Below are 15512 nucleotides of genomic sequence, written 5' to 3' on the forward strand. Positions count from 1 at the left end.
TAGAATTTACGATTGAATAAAAGCTATGAAATCAATTATCGAACATATTGCTTTAGCAACACAGATATTGGGTTCCCCTGTATCTGAAGCCGTTTTGTCTGCTGAGGTAGTTAGAGATAAAAAACTCAATGTTAATTTTCATTCATTGAAAGAAGTTCTGAGAAGCCACGGTTTTGAGAATACGCTTTCTAAACGAAACTTGGATGAAATACCCTCGTTGGCAGTTCCGGTTGTGGCAATCCTGCATAATGAAGAAGCTGCCGTAATCACTAAGATAAACGGAGCAGGTCGTGACCGCACCTACCATATTAGGCAGGCAGACGGGCTGGCTCAAGAACTAAGCCACGAGCAATTATCTGATCTTTACTTGGGTTACTGTTGGTTTATCAAACCTAAAATGGTATCAGATGCCCGTTCTGATTTGCCTGAATATGATTTGCCGAAGGCCTGGTTTTGGAAGGTTATTTGGCGGTTTAAAGGGTATTATTACCAAGTAATTCTAGCAACATTTATCATTAACTTTTTGGCTTTGGTAAGCTCATTGTACGTGATGAATGTTTATGACCGGGTAATTCCGAACCAAGCTTATGAAACGCTTTGGGTATTGAGTATTGGTGTGGTTTTAGCAATTACTTTTGAATTTATTGCTAAACTGATTCGTGGTCATCTAACTGATATTGCAGGTAAGAAGGCTGATTTGATCATCAGCTCGGCATTGTTCCGCCGCGTTATGGCTTTGCGTTTAGCGGACAGGCCTGCATCTGCTGGTTCATATGCGAATAACTTGCGTGAGTTTGAATCTGTCCGTGAGTTTATGACTAGTGCCAGTTTGTTAACTCTGGTTGATTTACCTTTCTTACTGTTGTTCGTTTCTGTAATCGGAATTGTAGGTGGAAAGCTGGCACTGGTTCCATTGACAATTATTCCTATTGTTATCGTTGTTGGTTTCTTGGTTCAACGCCCCTTGTCACGTTATATTAATGAATCAATGAAAGAGTCGTCTCAGCGTCAAGGTTTGGCTGTAGAAGCGTTGGAAGGCATTGAAACATTAAAAACCAATAATGCAACCACGTGGGCGCAACAACGTTGGGATGAATACACTGCTAAAACTTCTGCTTCTTCCATTAAAGTGAAAGATACCAGTAACTTTATGATCAACTTCGCCGTTGCGATGCAGCAGTTAAACACTGTATTTTTGGTTCTGTTGGGTACTTACCTGATTCATGCGGAAAACCCAAATGATAGGATTACGATGGGTGCTTTGATTGCGTCAGTTATCTTATCCGGACGTGCATTGGCACCGTTGGCTCAAATCGCAGGCTTGGCTACACGTTTTCAACAGGCAAAGTTGGCACTGAGCGGTGTGAACAATATTGTTCAACGTCCGATTGAGCGTCAACCTGAACGTAAATATATTACTTTAGATAATGTTCAAGGCGCTATCGGTTTTGAAAATGTGTCTTTTAAATATGGCGAAGATGGTGCGGTTGCTGTTTCTGGCTTAAATATTAATATTCGTCCGGGTGAAAAAGTGGGGGTGCTTGGTCGTATTGGTAGCGGTAAGAGCACTATGCTTAAGTTAGCCAGCGGTTTATATGATGGTTCTTCGGGTAACGTTACTCTAGATGGTGTGGATATGCGCCAAATTGACCCGAACTTTTTGCGTAATAAAGTTTTGCTGCTGAGCCAGTCACCCCGTTTATTTTTAGGTACTTTGCGTGAAAATATGGATTTGGCACGTACCGACGGTTTTTCAACCGACCAAGAATTGCTGGTTGCTTTGAAACGTTTTGGCCTCGACCGAATTATTAGAAACCATCCGCGAGGTTTGGATATGCCTTTGGGTGAGGATGGTTTGGGTTTATCTGGCGGACAAAAACAAATTATTTCTTTAGCACGAATGACTTTGCGCAATCCGAAAGTTGTGTTGCTTGATGAACCGACCACAGGTTTGGATCAGGCTACCGAACGTATGGCACTTAATGCAGTGGGACAATGGTGTAAAGATAAAACAATGGTGGTGGTAACGCACCGTCCGCAGGTATTGCAGATTGTTAACCGTATTATTGTGATGGATAACGGTAAAGTTGTAATGGATGGTCCGCGTGATCTGGTATTGCAAAAATTAATGCAAAACGAGCAACAATCTAACCAGCAAGCTGCTTCAGGAGCCGCGCAACAAGGTATCCGTCAAGCAAACGGTTAATAGTGATTTGAGAAGCAGGCTGCTTTTTTCGGCAGCCTTTTCATGAAAATAGGTATAAGGTTTTTGTCATTATGAGTGAACAAAACAATCAGGAAAGCGTTAAATCCAGTGATTTGAAACTCGTGAATGACCTTAATGCGGCTTTGCAAAAAGAGAAGCATCATGGTCAGTTTTGGGTCATTATCCTGTTTTTTGTATTTTTGGTCGTTTTCGTCATTTGGGCTTATAACAGCCCATTGGAGGAGGTAACTAGGGGTAATGGCAGTGTCATTCCAAGTAGCCGAGAACAGGTCATTCAGAGTTTGGATCCCGGTACGATTTCTGAAATGAAAGTTAAAGAGGGAGACATCGTTGAGAAAGGGCAGATTCTATTGCGCCTTGATGATACCCGAAGCTCTGCTGTGTTACGTGAAAGTGAAGCAAAAGTTGCCAACTTGGAAGCGATGGTTGCCCGTTTGAAAGCTGAAGCTTATGGCGGTCCGTTGAATTTCCCCAGCAGCATCAGCCCGACTTTGAAACAGCGTGAGCAAGCTGCTTATGTTGCGCGTCGTCGTGCAGTGGTAGATGCTGTTCAAGGGTTGCGTATGAGTAAAGCTGCTTTGGATCGTGAAATCTCAATTACTGCGCCTATGGTTAAACAAGGTGTGGTTTCTGAAGTAGAGCTTTTGCGTATGCAGCGTGAATCCAGTGATTTGGCTGCTCAAATTGCAGAACGTCAAAACCGTTATATGGCAGATGCCAATAACGAATTAGTGCAAACTGAATCTGAGCTGGCACAAGCAAAAGAAAATATGGCTATGCGCGCAGACCCGGTATCACGTTCGTTAATTCGTGCTCCTCTGCGCGGTATTGTGAAAGATGTCAAAATCAATACAGTCGGCGGTGTGGTAAATGCAGGTCAAGATATTCTGAATATTGTGCCTCTGGATGAAAAATTATTGGTTGAAGCTTATATTCGCCCACAAGACGTTGCGTTTTTACGCCCGGGTCTGCCGGCTGTGGTTAAAATCAGTGCGTATGACTATGCCATTTATGGTGGTTTGGATGGTAAAGTAACTTTAATCAGCCCGGATACCATCAGTAACCAAGCTCGGACCGATGAGTTGAAATTGGATCCAAACCAAGTTTACTACCGTATTTTGGTGCAAACAGATTCCAATAGTTTGAAAGACCGTAATGGTAAGGATATGCCTATTATCCCGGGTATGGTGGCTACAGTGGATGTGAAGACTGGCGAGAAAACAGTATTCCAATACCTCATCAAGCCTATTACTCGTATGAAACAGGCCTTGAGCGAACGTTAATTTCAATGCCTGTGATAAAAAAGCCCTGTACAAAAACAGGGCTTTTTTAATGCCTGTCTGAAAGTTTTCAGACAGGCATTCGTATTTACTTACTTACAACAAACAAATCTTCTTAAGCGGCATCCACAGCTGGTTCTCTGCGCAGCAAGGTAATCAAATCGGAGATGCGCTGTTTCATTTCCCGGCGGTCGACAATTTGGTCGATGGCACCCTTTTCCAATAAGAATTCTGCACGTTGGAAGCCCTCCGGCAGGGTTTCGCGCACGGTTTGTTCGATCACGCGCGGGCCTGCGAAACCGATAAGTGCGCCCGGCTCGGCTAAGACAACATCGCCTAAAAATGCGAAGCTGGCAGATACCCCGCCCATGGTTGGGTCGGTCAGTACAGAAATAAAGGGCAGGCCTTTTTCGGTCAGTAAATGCAAGGAAGCGCTGGTTTTGGTCATTTGCATCAAAGAGCTTAAACCTTCCTGCATACGCGCGCCGCCGCTGGCGGAAACGCAGATGAAGCTGCAACGGTCGGCTACGGCACGGCGCACGCCTTGCACGAAACGCTCGCCCACCACGGAACCCATCGAGCCGCCGATAAAACGGAATTCAAACGCGGCAACCACAACAGGATGGCCGTTCATCGTCCCTTTCATCACCACCAGCGCGTCATCTTCGTTGGTCAGTTTTTTGGCGGCGGAAAGGCGGTCGGGATATTTTTTGCTGTCTTTGAATTTCAGAATATCGGTGGGCTTCACATTGGCGGCGATTTCTTCACGGCCTTCTGCATCCAGCAGCAAATCCAGCCGCTCGCGCGCGGTCATGGCATTGTGGTGATTGCATTTCGGGCACACGTTTTGGTTTTGCGCCAAATCGGTGGCATATAAGGTTGCGGAACAAGACGGGCATTTATGCCACAGGCCTTCGGGAATACCCGATTTGCCGTTTTCGTCTTTTTTAATTTTGGGCGGAAGAATTTTATCCAGCCAGCTCATGGTCGACTCCTTGAATGTGTTCAGACAGGCATTGGCCTATCCGCAATGTATTAGTAGTAATCCGTGATATGGGAATATTGCTGCAACACTTTGCTGATTCGGGCGTTGCCTTGATATTTACGGATAAGTTTCGGGTATTGCTTACCGGCCGCGGCGCAGACTCTTTGTGCTGCGGCTGAGATGCGGTGTTGCTCTTTTTGAGGTAAATCAGGATCAAATTCTCCGGCAAAGTGTTCGCAATCTTCAGCATGTTCAATGAAAACAGCCACTTCACGCGGATAAGATATATGGGGTTCAGCTTTAGAAACAGGCAATATAGCCAGCAAAAGCAGGATTGGCAATTGTTTTTTCATAACTGTTCCGGCGTTACAGCGCCGCTTTGAGCTCTTTAACCAACGCTCCGACTGCTTCGGCCTCTTTACCCGGATGATGCTCGATTTCTTTCACAATCCTGCTGCCGACAATCACGGCATCGGCAATTTGGCTGATTTTTCGGGCACTTTCGGTGTCGTTGATGCCGAAACCCACGCCAATCGGAATCGAGATGTATTTGCGCAATACGGTAATTTTTTCAGCCACGGCTTCCGTATCAAGCGCGGCGGAGCCGGTTACGCCTTTGAGCGACACATAATAAACGAAGCCGCCCGCATGTTCGGCAATGGCTTGGATACGCGCTTCGCCGGTGGTTGGCGCAATCAGAAAAATGCAGTCTATGCCTTCTTCTTCCAACGCATGCTGCAAAGGGGCAATGGTTTCAACCGGATCGTCTACGGTCAGCACGCCGTCCACTCCGGCGGCTTTAGCTGCACGGGCAAATCCGGCATAGCCCATTCTGTGTATGGGGTTCAGATAGCCCATCAAAACCACGGGCGTGGTTTGGTTGGTTTGGCGGAACTCTGCCACGGCAGCCAATACGTCTTTCAACGAAACACCGTTGGCCAATGCTCGCTCTGCGGCACGTTGAATGGTAGGGCCGTCGGCCATCGGGTCGGAAAAAGGCACGCCCAGCTCGAGGATGTCTGCCCCGTTTGCCGCCATGCTGTGCATCATGCCGACGGTGGCGGCCAAGTCGGGATCACCGGCTGTGATGTAGGTAATCAGGGCTTTTTTGCCGTTTAAGGCGGAGAAAGTGGTTGAGATTCTGCTCATGTAGGTTTCCGGTTTTGATGTTTTCAGACAGGCATCAGCATGTCAAACTTTATTATATGCCTGTCTGAAAATTTCTACCAACAGGGTTTAGTTTTTCAACGATTGCACCGGCGCCGGAATCCGCCCGCCGCGGTTGACAAACACTTCGCAAGAGCCTGATTTCACCGGCATAATCGGCGCATAACCGAGCAACCCGCCGAATTCCACGCTTTCGCCCACATCTTTGCCCGGCACGGGAATAATGCGCGCGGCGGTGGTTTTGCTGTTGATCATACCGATGGCCGCTTCATCGGCGATAATGCCGGAAATGGAGGCCGCACTTGTATGGCCGGGCACGGCAATCATGTCCAAGCCCACCGAGCATACAGCAGTCATCGCTTCAAGCTTATCCAACGTGAGTACGCCGGACTCTGCGGCGGCAATCATGCCTTCGTCTTCCGACACGGGAATAAACGCGCCGCTCAAGCCGCCAACTGCGGAAGAAGCCATCATGCCGCCTTTTTTCACCGCATCGTTGAGCAGCGCCAGCGCAGCGGTGGTGCCGTGAGTGCCGCACACGCTCAAACCCATGGCTTCGAGAATGCGCGCCACAGAATCGCCTACTGCCGGCGTGGGCGCGAGTGATAAATCGAGAATACCAAAAGGAATGCCCAAACGCCGTGCGGCTTCATGACCGATTAATTCGCCCACGCGGGTGATTTTAAATGCGGTTTTTTTCACGATTTCGGCGATTTCGGTTAAATCTTTGCCTTCGCAATCGGCCAACGCAGCCTGCACCACACCGGGGCCTGACACACCCACGTTCAGCATGACATCGCCTTCGCCCGCGCCGTGAAATGCGCCTGCCATAAAGGGGTTGTCGTCCACAGCATTGCAAAACACCACGATTTTGGCGCAGCCGAAGCCTTCGGGCGTGATTTCAGCCGTGCGCTTGATGGTTTCGCCCATCAGCTTCACGGCGTCCATATTGATGCCCGCACGGGTGCTGCCGATATTGACCGAGCTGCACACAATATCCGTGGTTTTCATGGCTTCGGGGATCGAACGTATCAACACTTCGCCCGAAGGTGTCAGTCCTTTGGGCGCGAGCGTAGAAAAGCCGCCGATAAAAGATACGCCGATGGCCTTGGCGGCTTTATCCAATGTTTGCGCCACGCTCACATAAGAATCCGCGCCGGTAGCCGCGGCAATTTGGGCAATCGGGGTTACGGAAATGCGCTGGTTCACAATCGGCACCCCGTATTTGGCGGATAAGTATTGCGCGGTGGCAACCAAATCTTTGCCGACGCGGGTGATTTTGTTGTAGATATTTTGATTGAGCGTATCGAGGTTGGGACTGATACAGTCGTGCAGGTCTATGCCGATGGTTAAGGTGCGCACGTCGAAATTCTGGTCGGCAACCATGCGCACGGTTTCTAAAATCTCGCTGGATTGGATACTCATGATTCAGGCAGCCTTTCAGATGCGGTGCATGGCGTTGAACAAATCTTCGTTTTGCATACGGATGTCAAGCGCGAGCTTGTTGCCTTCTTCGGCAAACAAATCGAGCATTTCCCGGCGCGATTTGGGGCATTGTTCGGTATCCGCCAGAATAATCATGGTAAAAAAGCCACCCATCAGCTGCTGGCTGATGTTAACAATATTAATTTGGTTTTCCGCCAGCAATTTGGATACGTCGTAAACAATGCCGATGCGGTCTTTGCCGATAACGGTGATTACTGAATGGCTCATAATGGTTTCCTGATTGAAATGCTTTCAGACAGGCATCTTATTGCTGCGATGCCTGTCTGAAAATAGATAACTGGTAAGTTCATTAAATAATGAATGAGGCAGATTATAACCGAATCGCAGGGGTTGATAGCCAAAGAATAGTAAAATAACCAAAAAACAGTAACAGGGCAGGGCAAGGATCTTTAGTACGCATGTTTGGCTGCGCCTAAATGAATATCCGAATGAAGCCTGAGCATGAGGCAAATAGCTGGGAATAATGGCAATGCCTGTCTGAAACAGCGGTTTTCAGACAGGCATTGCGGTATCTGCGCGGCAGATGCTTATTTTTTCAAAATATATTGGCGAACGGCATCGTTGTGTTCGCTCAAAGTATGGCTGAACTTGCTTTTGCCTGTGCCGTCCATTTTGGAAACGAAATAAAGATAGTTGGCATTGCTCGGGTGGGCGGCGGCTTCCAGCGCAGCTTTGCCGGGCAGAGAAATGGGCGTGGGCGTGAGGCCGGCGCGGGTGTAGGTGTTATAAGGTGTGTCGCGCTGGAGGTCGGATTTGCGGATGTTGCCCTTATAAGCATCGCCCATGCCATAGATAACGCTGGGGTCGGTTTGCAGGCGCATGCCGATGTTGAGGCGGTTGACAAACACGGCGGCAACGTGGCGGCGGTCGTCTTTATGGCCGGTTTCTTTTTCCACAATGCTGGCCATGGTCAAAAGCTCGTAAGGGTTTTTGTAGGGCAGGCCGCTTTGCCGTTCCTCCCAAGCCGCTTGCAGATTTCTTTGTTGGGTTTTGTAGGCCAGCTTGTAGAGCGCCAAATCGCTGCTTTCAGCATCTATTTCATAGCTGTCGGGCGCAAACAGGCCTTCCGGATAGCTGCTTAGTGCGTCGGGGTCGATTTTTTGCAGAAGCTCGGCATCGCTCAGGTTTTTGGTGTCGTGCGCCAAATCAGGCGACTGATTGATAATGCCGCGCATCTGGCTGAACTTCATGCCTTCGATAATGCGGATGGTAATGGTGTCGGGGCGGCCTTCTTTGAGGCGTTTGAGAATCTGCCAGGCGGATACTTTTTGCGGCAGTTTGTAGTTGCCGGCGTGCAGTTTGTTTTGTACGCCTAGAACATAAGCGCCGGCCATCATCACGGTGCGGTTGTAGATAACATCGTCTTCAGCCAGCTTGCGGCTTACGCCGGAAACGCCTTGGCCTTTGCCAACGCGCATACGGTAGGTTTGGCCGTTGTCTTTTTCGGCAAAGAGCAGGTAGCCGAAAGTGCCGCCGGCTGCGGCAAGCAATATCAGAGCGCCAACCACAAAGGGCTTGCCGGAAGGCTTTTTAGTCTTTTGTTTTACCATGAATTATTGATTCGTTATGGATTGAAGTCGGGCGTAAGTATAACAGGATATGCCGCACGGGGCGTGTTACAATGCGGGCGGTGTTTTTTCGGGCGCGGGCGTGTATTTTGTTTCAGACAGGCATTGTTACCTGAAATGCTTCTGACGGAAACTGACACATCGCGTTTTTATAATTAATGCCTGTCTGAAAAACCGTGTGTATATAGCCAATAAACTTAACGTGCTGCGCCTTAGCTCAAAGAGAACGATTTTGGAAGCTGCTAAAAGCAGTAACAAAATCAGCCATATACTATTGTGTATAGTCTTCGGATTGCCGGCTTGTACCGAAAATGTGTTGATTGTCTATATTTAAGGAGAAAGTGAACGATGCAATCTCATTTTCTAACTCATAAAGGTGCAAATCTGCATTACCGGATCGGCGGGCAGGCCGATGCGCCGGTGATGGTGTTGTTGCATGGCGGGTTCGGCTCGATTGAAGATTTCGCCGCTTTGCTGCCGCGCTTGCAGCAGCATTTCCGCGTGCTCGCCATTGATACGAGAGGGCATGGCCGCAGCACTTTCGGCCATGCTGCATTAACTTATGCACAAGCCGCCGAAGATGTGCGCCGGATTTTGCAGCATTTGGCTATTGGACAATACAGCTTATTCGGCTTCAGCGACGGCGGTATTATTGCTTACCGCTTGGGCGCCGAAGATGAACGTGTGCAGCGTATCATCACCATAGGTTCAGACTGGCATAAAGACCACTTAAGCGCAACGCGCCCGATGTTTGAAGCCGTTAATGTGGAGTTTGTTCGAGAGTATATGCCCGGGCAAGTGGCTGCTTATGAGGCTGAGAATCCCGAAGTGGATTTAGAAAAATGGGTCGGCAGCCTGAGAGCGATGTGGCTGGATGAAAGCGAGAGCGGCTATCCCAACCAAACCGTCAGCCGTATTAAAGCGCATGTGCTGGCTATCCGGGGCGAAGCGGATTTTCTCTATTCGCTGGCGGATTGGGCGGCGCTGAAAAACGAATTGCCTGATGTGCACCTGATGAACATACCCTTCGCGGCGCATGAAGTGATTAAGGAGCAGCCTGAAATGGTTTGGGCGGCGCTGCAAGCGTTTCAACAGCATGAAGCAATGCCTGTCTGAAAAATATGGAGCAAACAGTGAATAATGATTGGCAAAACGGCTGGTTCAGCCCCGCGCGGCGGGTAGATTCGCCGAATTTTTGCGCGCGTGAGGCAAATGAGCGCGTGAATTTAGTGGTGTTGCACAATATTTCGCTGCCGCCTTTTGAATACGGTAACGGGGCGGTGGAAAAGCTGTTTACCAACCGCATCAATCCGGCTGAGCATCCTTTTTTCAGCATTCTGACCGAATTGCGCGTATCAAGCCACTTTCTGATTGCCCGCAGCGGCGAAATCGTGCAGTTTGTGTCGTGTGACGATATGGCTTATCACGCTGGGATCTCTTCGTTTCGGGGGCGTGAAAAATGCAATGCGTTTTCGATAGGAATTGAGCTGGAAGGGTGCGACTTCGAACCGTTTGCCGAAGCACAATATGAAAGCCTGAATACGCTCCTGCATGCCTTGCAGCAGGTTTACCCCATTGAAGCCGTTACCGGCCACCAAGATATTGCGCCCGGTCGTAAGTCCGACCCAGGCCATTTTTTCGATTGGGTGCGCGTGCAGCAGGCAGGTTTCCCCGTGGCGCGCTGAGCGTTTTTCAGACAGGCATGGATGCCTAAGCCGTTAATTTTGGGTATAATCACGGCCAGTTTATGCCATTAAAAATTAAATTTTAAATCATACCAAACAGCTATTTCTAACAATGAGTGATGCCATGCTGATTTTTTTAGTTTTAGGCGCCGTCGTGATTCTCGGCGTGATTGCCTACAATATGTATCAGGAAAATAAATACCGCCAGCAGGTGCGCGCCCAGTTCGGCCATTCCGACAAAGACGCGTTGCTGGAAAAACAAACCCGCTCCGTGCGCGACGGCCGCTTGCCGGGTCACCAGCCTAAAAGCGAACCTGTTAAAAAATTAAGGGAAAAAGATATTTCCGAGCTGCCCACAGAGGATATGTTCGACCAAATGGCCGCCGCTGCGGCAAAAGCCGAGCAAAAGGTGCAAAAGCAGCGTTCGCGCAAAGTTGCCGCCAGCCGCCAAAACGTTGAAATCGAAATGGAAGAAGACAGCTTCGGCACAGCCTTTTCGCTTGATTTGGATGCGGAATTGGAAAAAGAAGCGAAGCAGGGCAGGGGCTTTAAGTTTAAGAAGGTAGAAGTGCCCGTGCCTTCGCAAACCAAAGTGAAAAACAAAAAAGAGCTGTTGCTTGATTTAGACGATATGGTGCAGCAGCAATTACCGTGGTTTAACCACAATTTCGATTACATGGCCTACATTTCCCTGCGCGAACCGCAGGAATTGCACGCATTGCCGCGTTTTGCTGGCCGCTACCGTTTTCAGATTGCCGGCTGCACCATGGACGACCGCTGGCAGATTGCCGAGCCGATTCCCAGCGTTTATTACCAAGGCTTTGTGGTGGGTTTGCAGGCCATCAGCCGCAATGGTTTGGCTACAACTCAGGAGTTAGAACGTTTCGGCGAGCAGGTTAACCATTTTGCAGAGCAGCTCGACGCCGGTTTGCTGCTGATGGATGTGCCCAGTTTCCTCAACACTGCACGCCCGCTGGACGAATTGTGCGAGCGAGTGGATCAAACCATTGCTATTCACTTGGTATCGCGCGGTAGCATCAGCGGCGTGGAGTTGCGCAATGTATTGGAAAATTCAGACTTCCGCTTGGGACATGACGGTGCTTTCCACTTGCAGGATGATAATGGCGAGCCGCTGTTCAGCATTGTTACGGTTGATGGCAGCCCCTTTACCGCCAGCCTGCTTTCCAGCCAGGCTTATCGCGGATTCAGCATGCTGTTCGACATCACCCGTGTGCCGGCCGGTGAAAAATATTTCAACCGCTTTATGGACATTGCCGTGAATTTCTCTGGCAGCCTCGGCTTGGATTTAGTTGACGATAATATGAACCAGCTTTCCCCCGAGTGGTTGAAAAACGTGCGCAGCTTTGTGCTGGCGCGCCAAGAAGAAATGAAAAAAGTAGGTATCGAGCCGGGCGGCGACCTTGCGGCGCGCCTGTTCTCTTAAACTTATCCGTTATAATGGGCGGGCACTTGATTAAGTGCCCGCTTTTTTCAGACAGGCATTTTGTATGGCTGTCTCCATTTGCATTTTAATACTATGAACGACTTATCACACCGCATCCGAACACTTACCGACCAGCTCAACCGCTACGCCTATGAATACTACACGCTCGACGCGCCCACCGTGCCCGATGCGGAATATGACCAATTGTTCCGCGAACTGGAAGCGCTGGAAGCGGCGCATCCCGAACTACGCCTGCCTGAAAGCCCGACGCAGCGGGTGGGTGGCGGCTTATTGGCCGGGTTTGAGAGCGTGCGGCATGAAGTGCCTATGCTGTCGCTTTCCAATGCTTTTTCACCGGAAGATGAAAACGGCGTGTTCGACCATGCCGAAATGCTGGCGTTTGACGAGCGGGTGCGCGGCGGTTTGGGGGGCAGCAAACCGGCGTATGTGATTGAGCCCAAGTTCGATGGTTTGGCTGTGAGCCTGCTGTATCGAAACGGCGTATTGGTGCGCGGCGCAACCCGTGGTGATGGCGAAACAGGTGAAGACATCACGCAAAACGTAAAAACCATCGGCAATGTGCCGCTGCGTCTGCATGGTGATGATGTGCCCGAGTTGATTGAAGTGCGCGGCGAAGTATTGATGCTGAAGGCCGATTTTGAGGCTTTAAACCGGCGGCAGGCCGCAGCGGGGCAGAAAACCTTTGCCAATCCGCGCAATGCGGCAGCCGGCAGCTTGCGCCAACTGGACTCGCGCATCACGGCGCAACGCAAGCTACATTTTTTTGCCTACGGCATTGCGCGGCAGCAAGGCGGTGCGGTGCTTGAAGAGCATATTCAGGAGCTGGCTTATTTGAGCGAACTAGGATTCAGTCTGCCGCACGGGCATTTCGGCTGTTTCGGCAATATTGTGGAGGTGTTGCGTTTTTATGAAGACATGCTCCAAAAGCGCCCCGAATTGCCATATGAAATCGACGGCATGGTGGTGAAGGTCAACAGTTTGGCGCAACAGCGAGAGCTGGGCTTTATTTCACGCGCGCCGCGCTGGGCGGTTGCCCACAAATTTCCGGCCGAAGAGGCGTTAACCGTGGTGGAAGCGATTGATGTGCAGATAGGCCGCACAGGCGCGGTAACGCCGGTTGCGCGTTTGCAGCCGGTATTTGTGGGCGGGGTAACCGTAACCAATGCCACTTTGCATAATCAGGACGAAGTGAGCCGTAAAGATGTGCGCGTGGGCGATACTGTGGTGGTGCGCCGCGCCGGCGATGTGATTCCCGAAGTGGTAAGGATTGTGCCGGAACGGCGGCCGATGCGTGCTGCAGAAGTTTCAGACAGGCATTCGCAAGGAACCGTGCAGAGCGATTTGTTTGCGTCCGCTTCGGAAAACAAAGGCGCAGAGCCGGTTTACCCGCCTTACCGTTTGCCTGCGCATTGCCCGATTTGCGGCAGCGATATCGAGCGCGAGGCGGGCGAGGCGGTGGCACGTTGCAGCGGCGGTATGCTTTGCCGCGCCCAGCGCGCGCAGGGTTTGATTCATTTTGCTTCCCGCAAAGCGATGGATATCGAGGGCTTGGGGCAGAGGCAGATTGAGGCTTTGGTAGAGCAGGGCTTGGTGCGTCATTTTGCTGATTTATACTGTTTAGACATTGCCACTTTGCAGCAGATGAAGGAAAACGCTGCTGAAGACGTGACGGATGGCAGCAAAAATAAAAAGCAGTCTCCTGTTAAATGGGCGCAGAATATTCTTGACGGCATCGCTGCCAGCAGACAGCCTGAATTAGCGCGCTTTCTGTTTGCACTCGGCATCCGGCATGTTGGTGAGCGAACAGCCAAAGTGTTGGCGCAGGCGTTTGGTTCATTGGAAAATGTACGCCGCGCACCCGAACCGGTCTTGGCATGCTTGCCTGATATCGGTGCAGTCGTTGCCCATTCCATCGGCCACTTTTTTGGGCAAATTGAGCAGCAAGCGATGATAGATGAGCTGCTGAATGCCGGCGTTATGCCGAAAGCGCAGCCGGTCAGCCTACCTGTGGCACAATATGCACAACCGCAGAAATGGCTGGCCCGCCTGCCCGGTATCCGGCTTACCGAAAACAAGGCGCAGGCTTTATGGGATTTGGCGGGGCAAAATATGGATGCATTATTGAACGACAAAGCCTTGCCCGCCGAGTGGCAGGCATGGCGGGCAGATGAGGAAAACCGTAGCCTGCTGCAAGCAGTGCAGCAATTTTTATCGGAAAATATGGCCGGGCAGCCGGCTGAAGTTTCAGACAGGCATCATCCCGCAGCAGGCAAAACCTTCGTGTTAACCGGTACGCTGCCCACTTTAAAGCGCGACGAAGCGCAGGCATTGATTGAAGCGGCAGGCGGCAAGGTATCGGGCAGCGTGTCGAAAAAAACCGATTATGTGGTGGCAGGCGAAGCGGCGGGCAGTAAGCTGGAGAAAGCCCATGCGTTGGGCGTGGCAGTGCTGGATGAAGCTGCATTGCTCGCGTTTTTAAACGAAACAGAATGATTGAAATACGATGCCTGTCTGAAAATAACGTTCAGACAGGCATCAAACGAAAGGAAAACCATGATTTCTAAAACCATCAGAAAAGCCGTTTTCCCCGTGGCAGGCATGGGCACGCGTTTTCTGCCGGCCACTAAGGCCAACCCTAAGGAAATGCTGCCGATTGTTGATAAACCCTTGATTCAATATGCAGTTGAGGAAGCAGTAGAAGCAGGCTGCACAGAGATTATTTTTGTAACCGGCCGTAACAAGCGCAGTATTGAAGACCATTTCGACAAAGCGTATGAGCTGGAGTCGGAGCTAGCTTTGCGTAATAAAGAAAAATTGTTGGCGCATTTGAAAGACATCGTGCCGAAAAACGTGAGTTTTCTTTATACCCGCCAGCCTGAAGCACTGGGTTTGGGGCATGCGGTTTTGTGCGCCCGCCCGGCCGTGGAGCAGGAGCCGTTTGCCGTGCTGCTGGCCGATGATTTGATTGACGCGCCACAAGGTGCTTTAAAGCAGATGGTTGATTTATATAGCCAAACCGGTAGCAGCGTGCTCGGGGTGGAAACCGTGGATCCTTCGCAAACAGGTTCCTACGGCATCGTGGAAACCGAAGCATTTCAGCATGCGCAGCGGGTCAAGAGTATTGTAGAAAAGCCTAAACCGGAAGACGCCCCTTCAAATTTGGCTGTGGTCGGACGCTATATCCTGACCCCGCGGATTTTCGACTTGCTGGTCAATCTGCCGCGCGGTGCAGGCAATGAAATCCAGCTAACCGACGCCATTGCCAAATTGCTGCATGAAGAAACCGTTTTGGCACATGCGTTTACAGGAACGCGCTACGATTGCGGCAGCAAGCTCGGCTACTTGGAAGCAACCGTAGCCTATGGTTTGAAGCATCCTGAAACGGGGGAAGAATTTGCCAAGCTGTTGAAGCGGTATTGCCAAGCCAGACCATAGTCGCGAGAGGCATAACCATTTTGCGGTATGCCGGATCCTACTGTGTTTATTACTGAGCCTGAGGTCTGCTTCTTTCTATCAGTTTATTAGAAATGCCTGTCTGAAAATGCAGTGTTGCAATAGAGGAACATAATTAGGCCGATTGCAAAATTGAAACAAAACAACATTGACTGAAGTTGATGTATTGATGCAAA

At 50.2% G+C, this 15512-nt stretch carries 13 protein-coding genes; 7 read left to right on the plus strand and 6 right to left on the minus strand.

Going from position 1 to position 15512, the window contains the following annotated elements; genetic code table 11:
* Window positions 1-25: 25 nt before the first annotated feature.
* Window positions 26-2206 carry a type I secretion system permease/ATPase gene (locus AKG09_RS00495; protein ID WP_054617554.1) on the plus strand — a complete coding sequence of 727 codons (2181 nt, stop codon included), beginning with the start codon at window positions 26-28 and terminating at the stop codon, window positions 2204-2206.
* Between the two features lie 71 nt (window positions 2207-2277).
* Window positions 2278-3510 (plus strand): HlyD family type I secretion periplasmic adaptor subunit, encoded by a 1233-nt coding sequence (locus AKG09_RS00500; protein ID WP_009117409.1) that lies wholly within the window; start codon window positions 2278-2280, stop codon window positions 3508-3510.
* A gap of 112 nt (window positions 3511-3622) precedes the next feature.
* Here the strand turns inward: AKG09_RS00500 and accD are convergent, their stop codons facing one another.
* From accD to mltG, 6 genes are all read right to left on the minus strand, one after another.
* The gene (gene accD / locus AKG09_RS00505) at window positions 3623-4492 is read right to left on the minus strand and encodes an acetyl-CoA carboxylase, carboxyltransferase subunit beta (protein ID WP_054617555.1); all 870 of its coding nucleotides are present in this window, start codon (window positions 4490-4492) and stop codon (window positions 3623-3625) included.
* Window positions 4493-4542: 50 nt separating this feature from the next.
* Window positions 4543-4845 (minus strand): hypothetical protein, encoded by a 303-nt coding sequence (locus AKG09_RS00510; RefSeq protein ID WP_054617556.1) that lies wholly within the window; start codon window positions 4843-4845, stop codon window positions 4543-4545.
* Window positions 4846-4858: 13 nt separating this feature from the next.
* Window positions 4859-5641, minus strand: coding sequence for a tryptophan synthase subunit alpha (gene trpA, locus AKG09_RS00515; protein WP_054617557.1), 783 nt, complete (start codon window positions 5639-5641; stop codon window positions 4859-4861).
* 87 nt (window positions 5642-5728) lie between these two features.
* A complete protein-coding gene (locus tag AKG09_RS00520; protein ID WP_156320759.1) occupies window positions 5729-7084 on the minus strand; it encodes a PFL family protein in 1356 nt (451 codons plus the stop codon).
* Between the two features lie 15 nt (window positions 7085-7099).
* Entirely contained in the window at window positions 7100-7372 is a 273-nt protein-coding gene (locus AKG09_RS00525) for an ACT domain-containing protein (RefSeq protein ID WP_054617559.1), read from the minus strand.
* Window positions 7373-7692: 320 nt separating this feature from the next.
* A complete protein-coding gene (gene mltG, locus AKG09_RS00530) occupies window positions 7693-8715 on the minus strand; it encodes an endolytic transglycosylase MltG (protein WP_054617560.1) in 1023 nt (340 codons plus the stop codon).
* Between the two features lie 366 nt (window positions 8716-9081).
* Here mltG and AKG09_RS00535 point away from each other — a divergent pair, with 366 nt between their 5' ends.
* The 5 genes from AKG09_RS00535 (at window position 9082) to galU (ending at window position 15318) form a co-directional block, all read left to right on the plus strand.
* Window positions 9082-9849: an alpha/beta fold hydrolase gene (locus AKG09_RS00535; protein ID WP_054617561.1), complete on the plus strand. Its 768-nt coding sequence runs from the start codon at window positions 9082-9084 to the stop codon at window positions 9847-9849.
* Between the two features lie 5 nt (window positions 9850-9854).
* A complete protein-coding gene (gene ampD, locus AKG09_RS00540) occupies window positions 9855-10418 on the plus strand; it encodes a 1,6-anhydro-N-acetylmuramyl-L-alanine amidase AmpD (RefSeq protein WP_054617562.1) in 564 nt (187 codons plus the stop codon).
* Window positions 10419-10530: 112 nt separating this feature from the next.
* Window positions 10531-11862, plus strand: a complete 1332-nt coding sequence (locus AKG09_RS00545; RefSeq protein WP_054617563.1) for a cell division protein ZipA C-terminal FtsZ-binding domain-containing protein — start codon at window positions 10531-10533, stop codon at window positions 11860-11862.
* A gap of 93 nt (window positions 11863-11955) precedes the next feature.
* Window positions 11956-14376, plus strand: coding sequence for an NAD-dependent DNA ligase LigA (gene ligA, locus AKG09_RS00550; protein WP_054617564.1), 2421 nt, complete (start codon window positions 11956-11958; stop codon window positions 14374-14376).
* 60 nt (window positions 14377-14436) lie between these two features.
* On the plus strand, window positions 14437-15318 hold the full coding sequence (gene galU / locus AKG09_RS00555) for a UTP--glucose-1-phosphate uridylyltransferase GalU (protein WP_054617565.1): 882 nt from the start codon (window positions 14437-14439) through the stop codon (window positions 15316-15318).
* Window positions 15319-15512 lie beyond the last annotated feature (194 nt).

The organism is Neisseria sp. 83E34 (assembly GCF_001308015.1).
Lineage (GTDB): Bacteria > Pseudomonadota > Gammaproteobacteria > Burkholderiales > Neisseriaceae > Neisseria.

What these genes read in the sequence shown, in the direction of transcription:
- AKG09_RS00495 (WP_054617554.1), top strand. Translation starts at nt 26, where the DNA reads ATGAAATCAATTATCGAACATATTGCTTTAGCAACACAGATATTGGGT.
- AKG09_RS00500 (WP_009117409.1), top strand. Translation starts at nt 2,278, where the DNA reads ATGAGTGAACAAAACAATCAGGAAAGCGTTAAATCCAGTGATTTGAAA.
- accD (WP_054617555.1), bottom strand. Translation starts at nt 4,492, where the DNA reads ATGAGCTGGCTGGATAAAATTCTTCCGCCCAAAATTAAAAAAGACGAA.
- AKG09_RS00510 (WP_054617556.1), bottom strand. Translation starts at nt 4,845, where the DNA reads ATGAAAAAACAATTGCCAATCCTGCTTTTGCTGGCTATATTGCCTGTT.
- trpA (WP_054617557.1), bottom strand. Translation starts at nt 5,641, where the DNA reads ATGAGCAGAATCTCAACCACTTTCTCCGCCTTAAACGGCAAAAAAGCC.
- AKG09_RS00520 (WP_156320759.1), bottom strand. Translation starts at nt 7,084, where the DNA reads ATGAGTATCCAATCCAGCGAGATTTTAGAAACCGTGCGCATGGTTGCC.
- AKG09_RS00525 (WP_054617559.1), bottom strand. Translation starts at nt 7,372, where the DNA reads ATGAGCCATTCAGTAATCACCGTTATCGGCAAAGACCGCATCGGCATT.
- mltG (WP_054617560.1), bottom strand. Translation starts at nt 8,715, where the DNA reads ATGGTAAAACAAAAGACTAAAAAGCCTTCCGGCAAGCCCTTTGTGGTT.
- AKG09_RS00535 (WP_054617561.1), top strand. Translation starts at nt 9,082, where the DNA reads ATGCAATCTCATTTTCTAACTCATAAAGGTGCAAATCTGCATTACCGG.
- ampD (WP_054617562.1), top strand. Translation starts at nt 9,855, where the DNA reads ATGGAGCAAACAGTGAATAATGATTGGCAAAACGGCTGGTTCAGCCCC.
- AKG09_RS00545 (WP_054617563.1), top strand. Translation starts at nt 10,531, where the DNA reads ATGAGTGATGCCATGCTGATTTTTTTAGTTTTAGGCGCCGTCGTGATT.
- ligA (WP_054617564.1), top strand. Translation starts at nt 11,956, where the DNA reads ATGAACGACTTATCACACCGCATCCGAACACTTACCGACCAGCTCAAC.
- galU (WP_054617565.1), top strand. Translation starts at nt 14,437, where the DNA reads ATGATTTCTAAAACCATCAGAAAAGCCGTTTTCCCCGTGGCAGGCATG.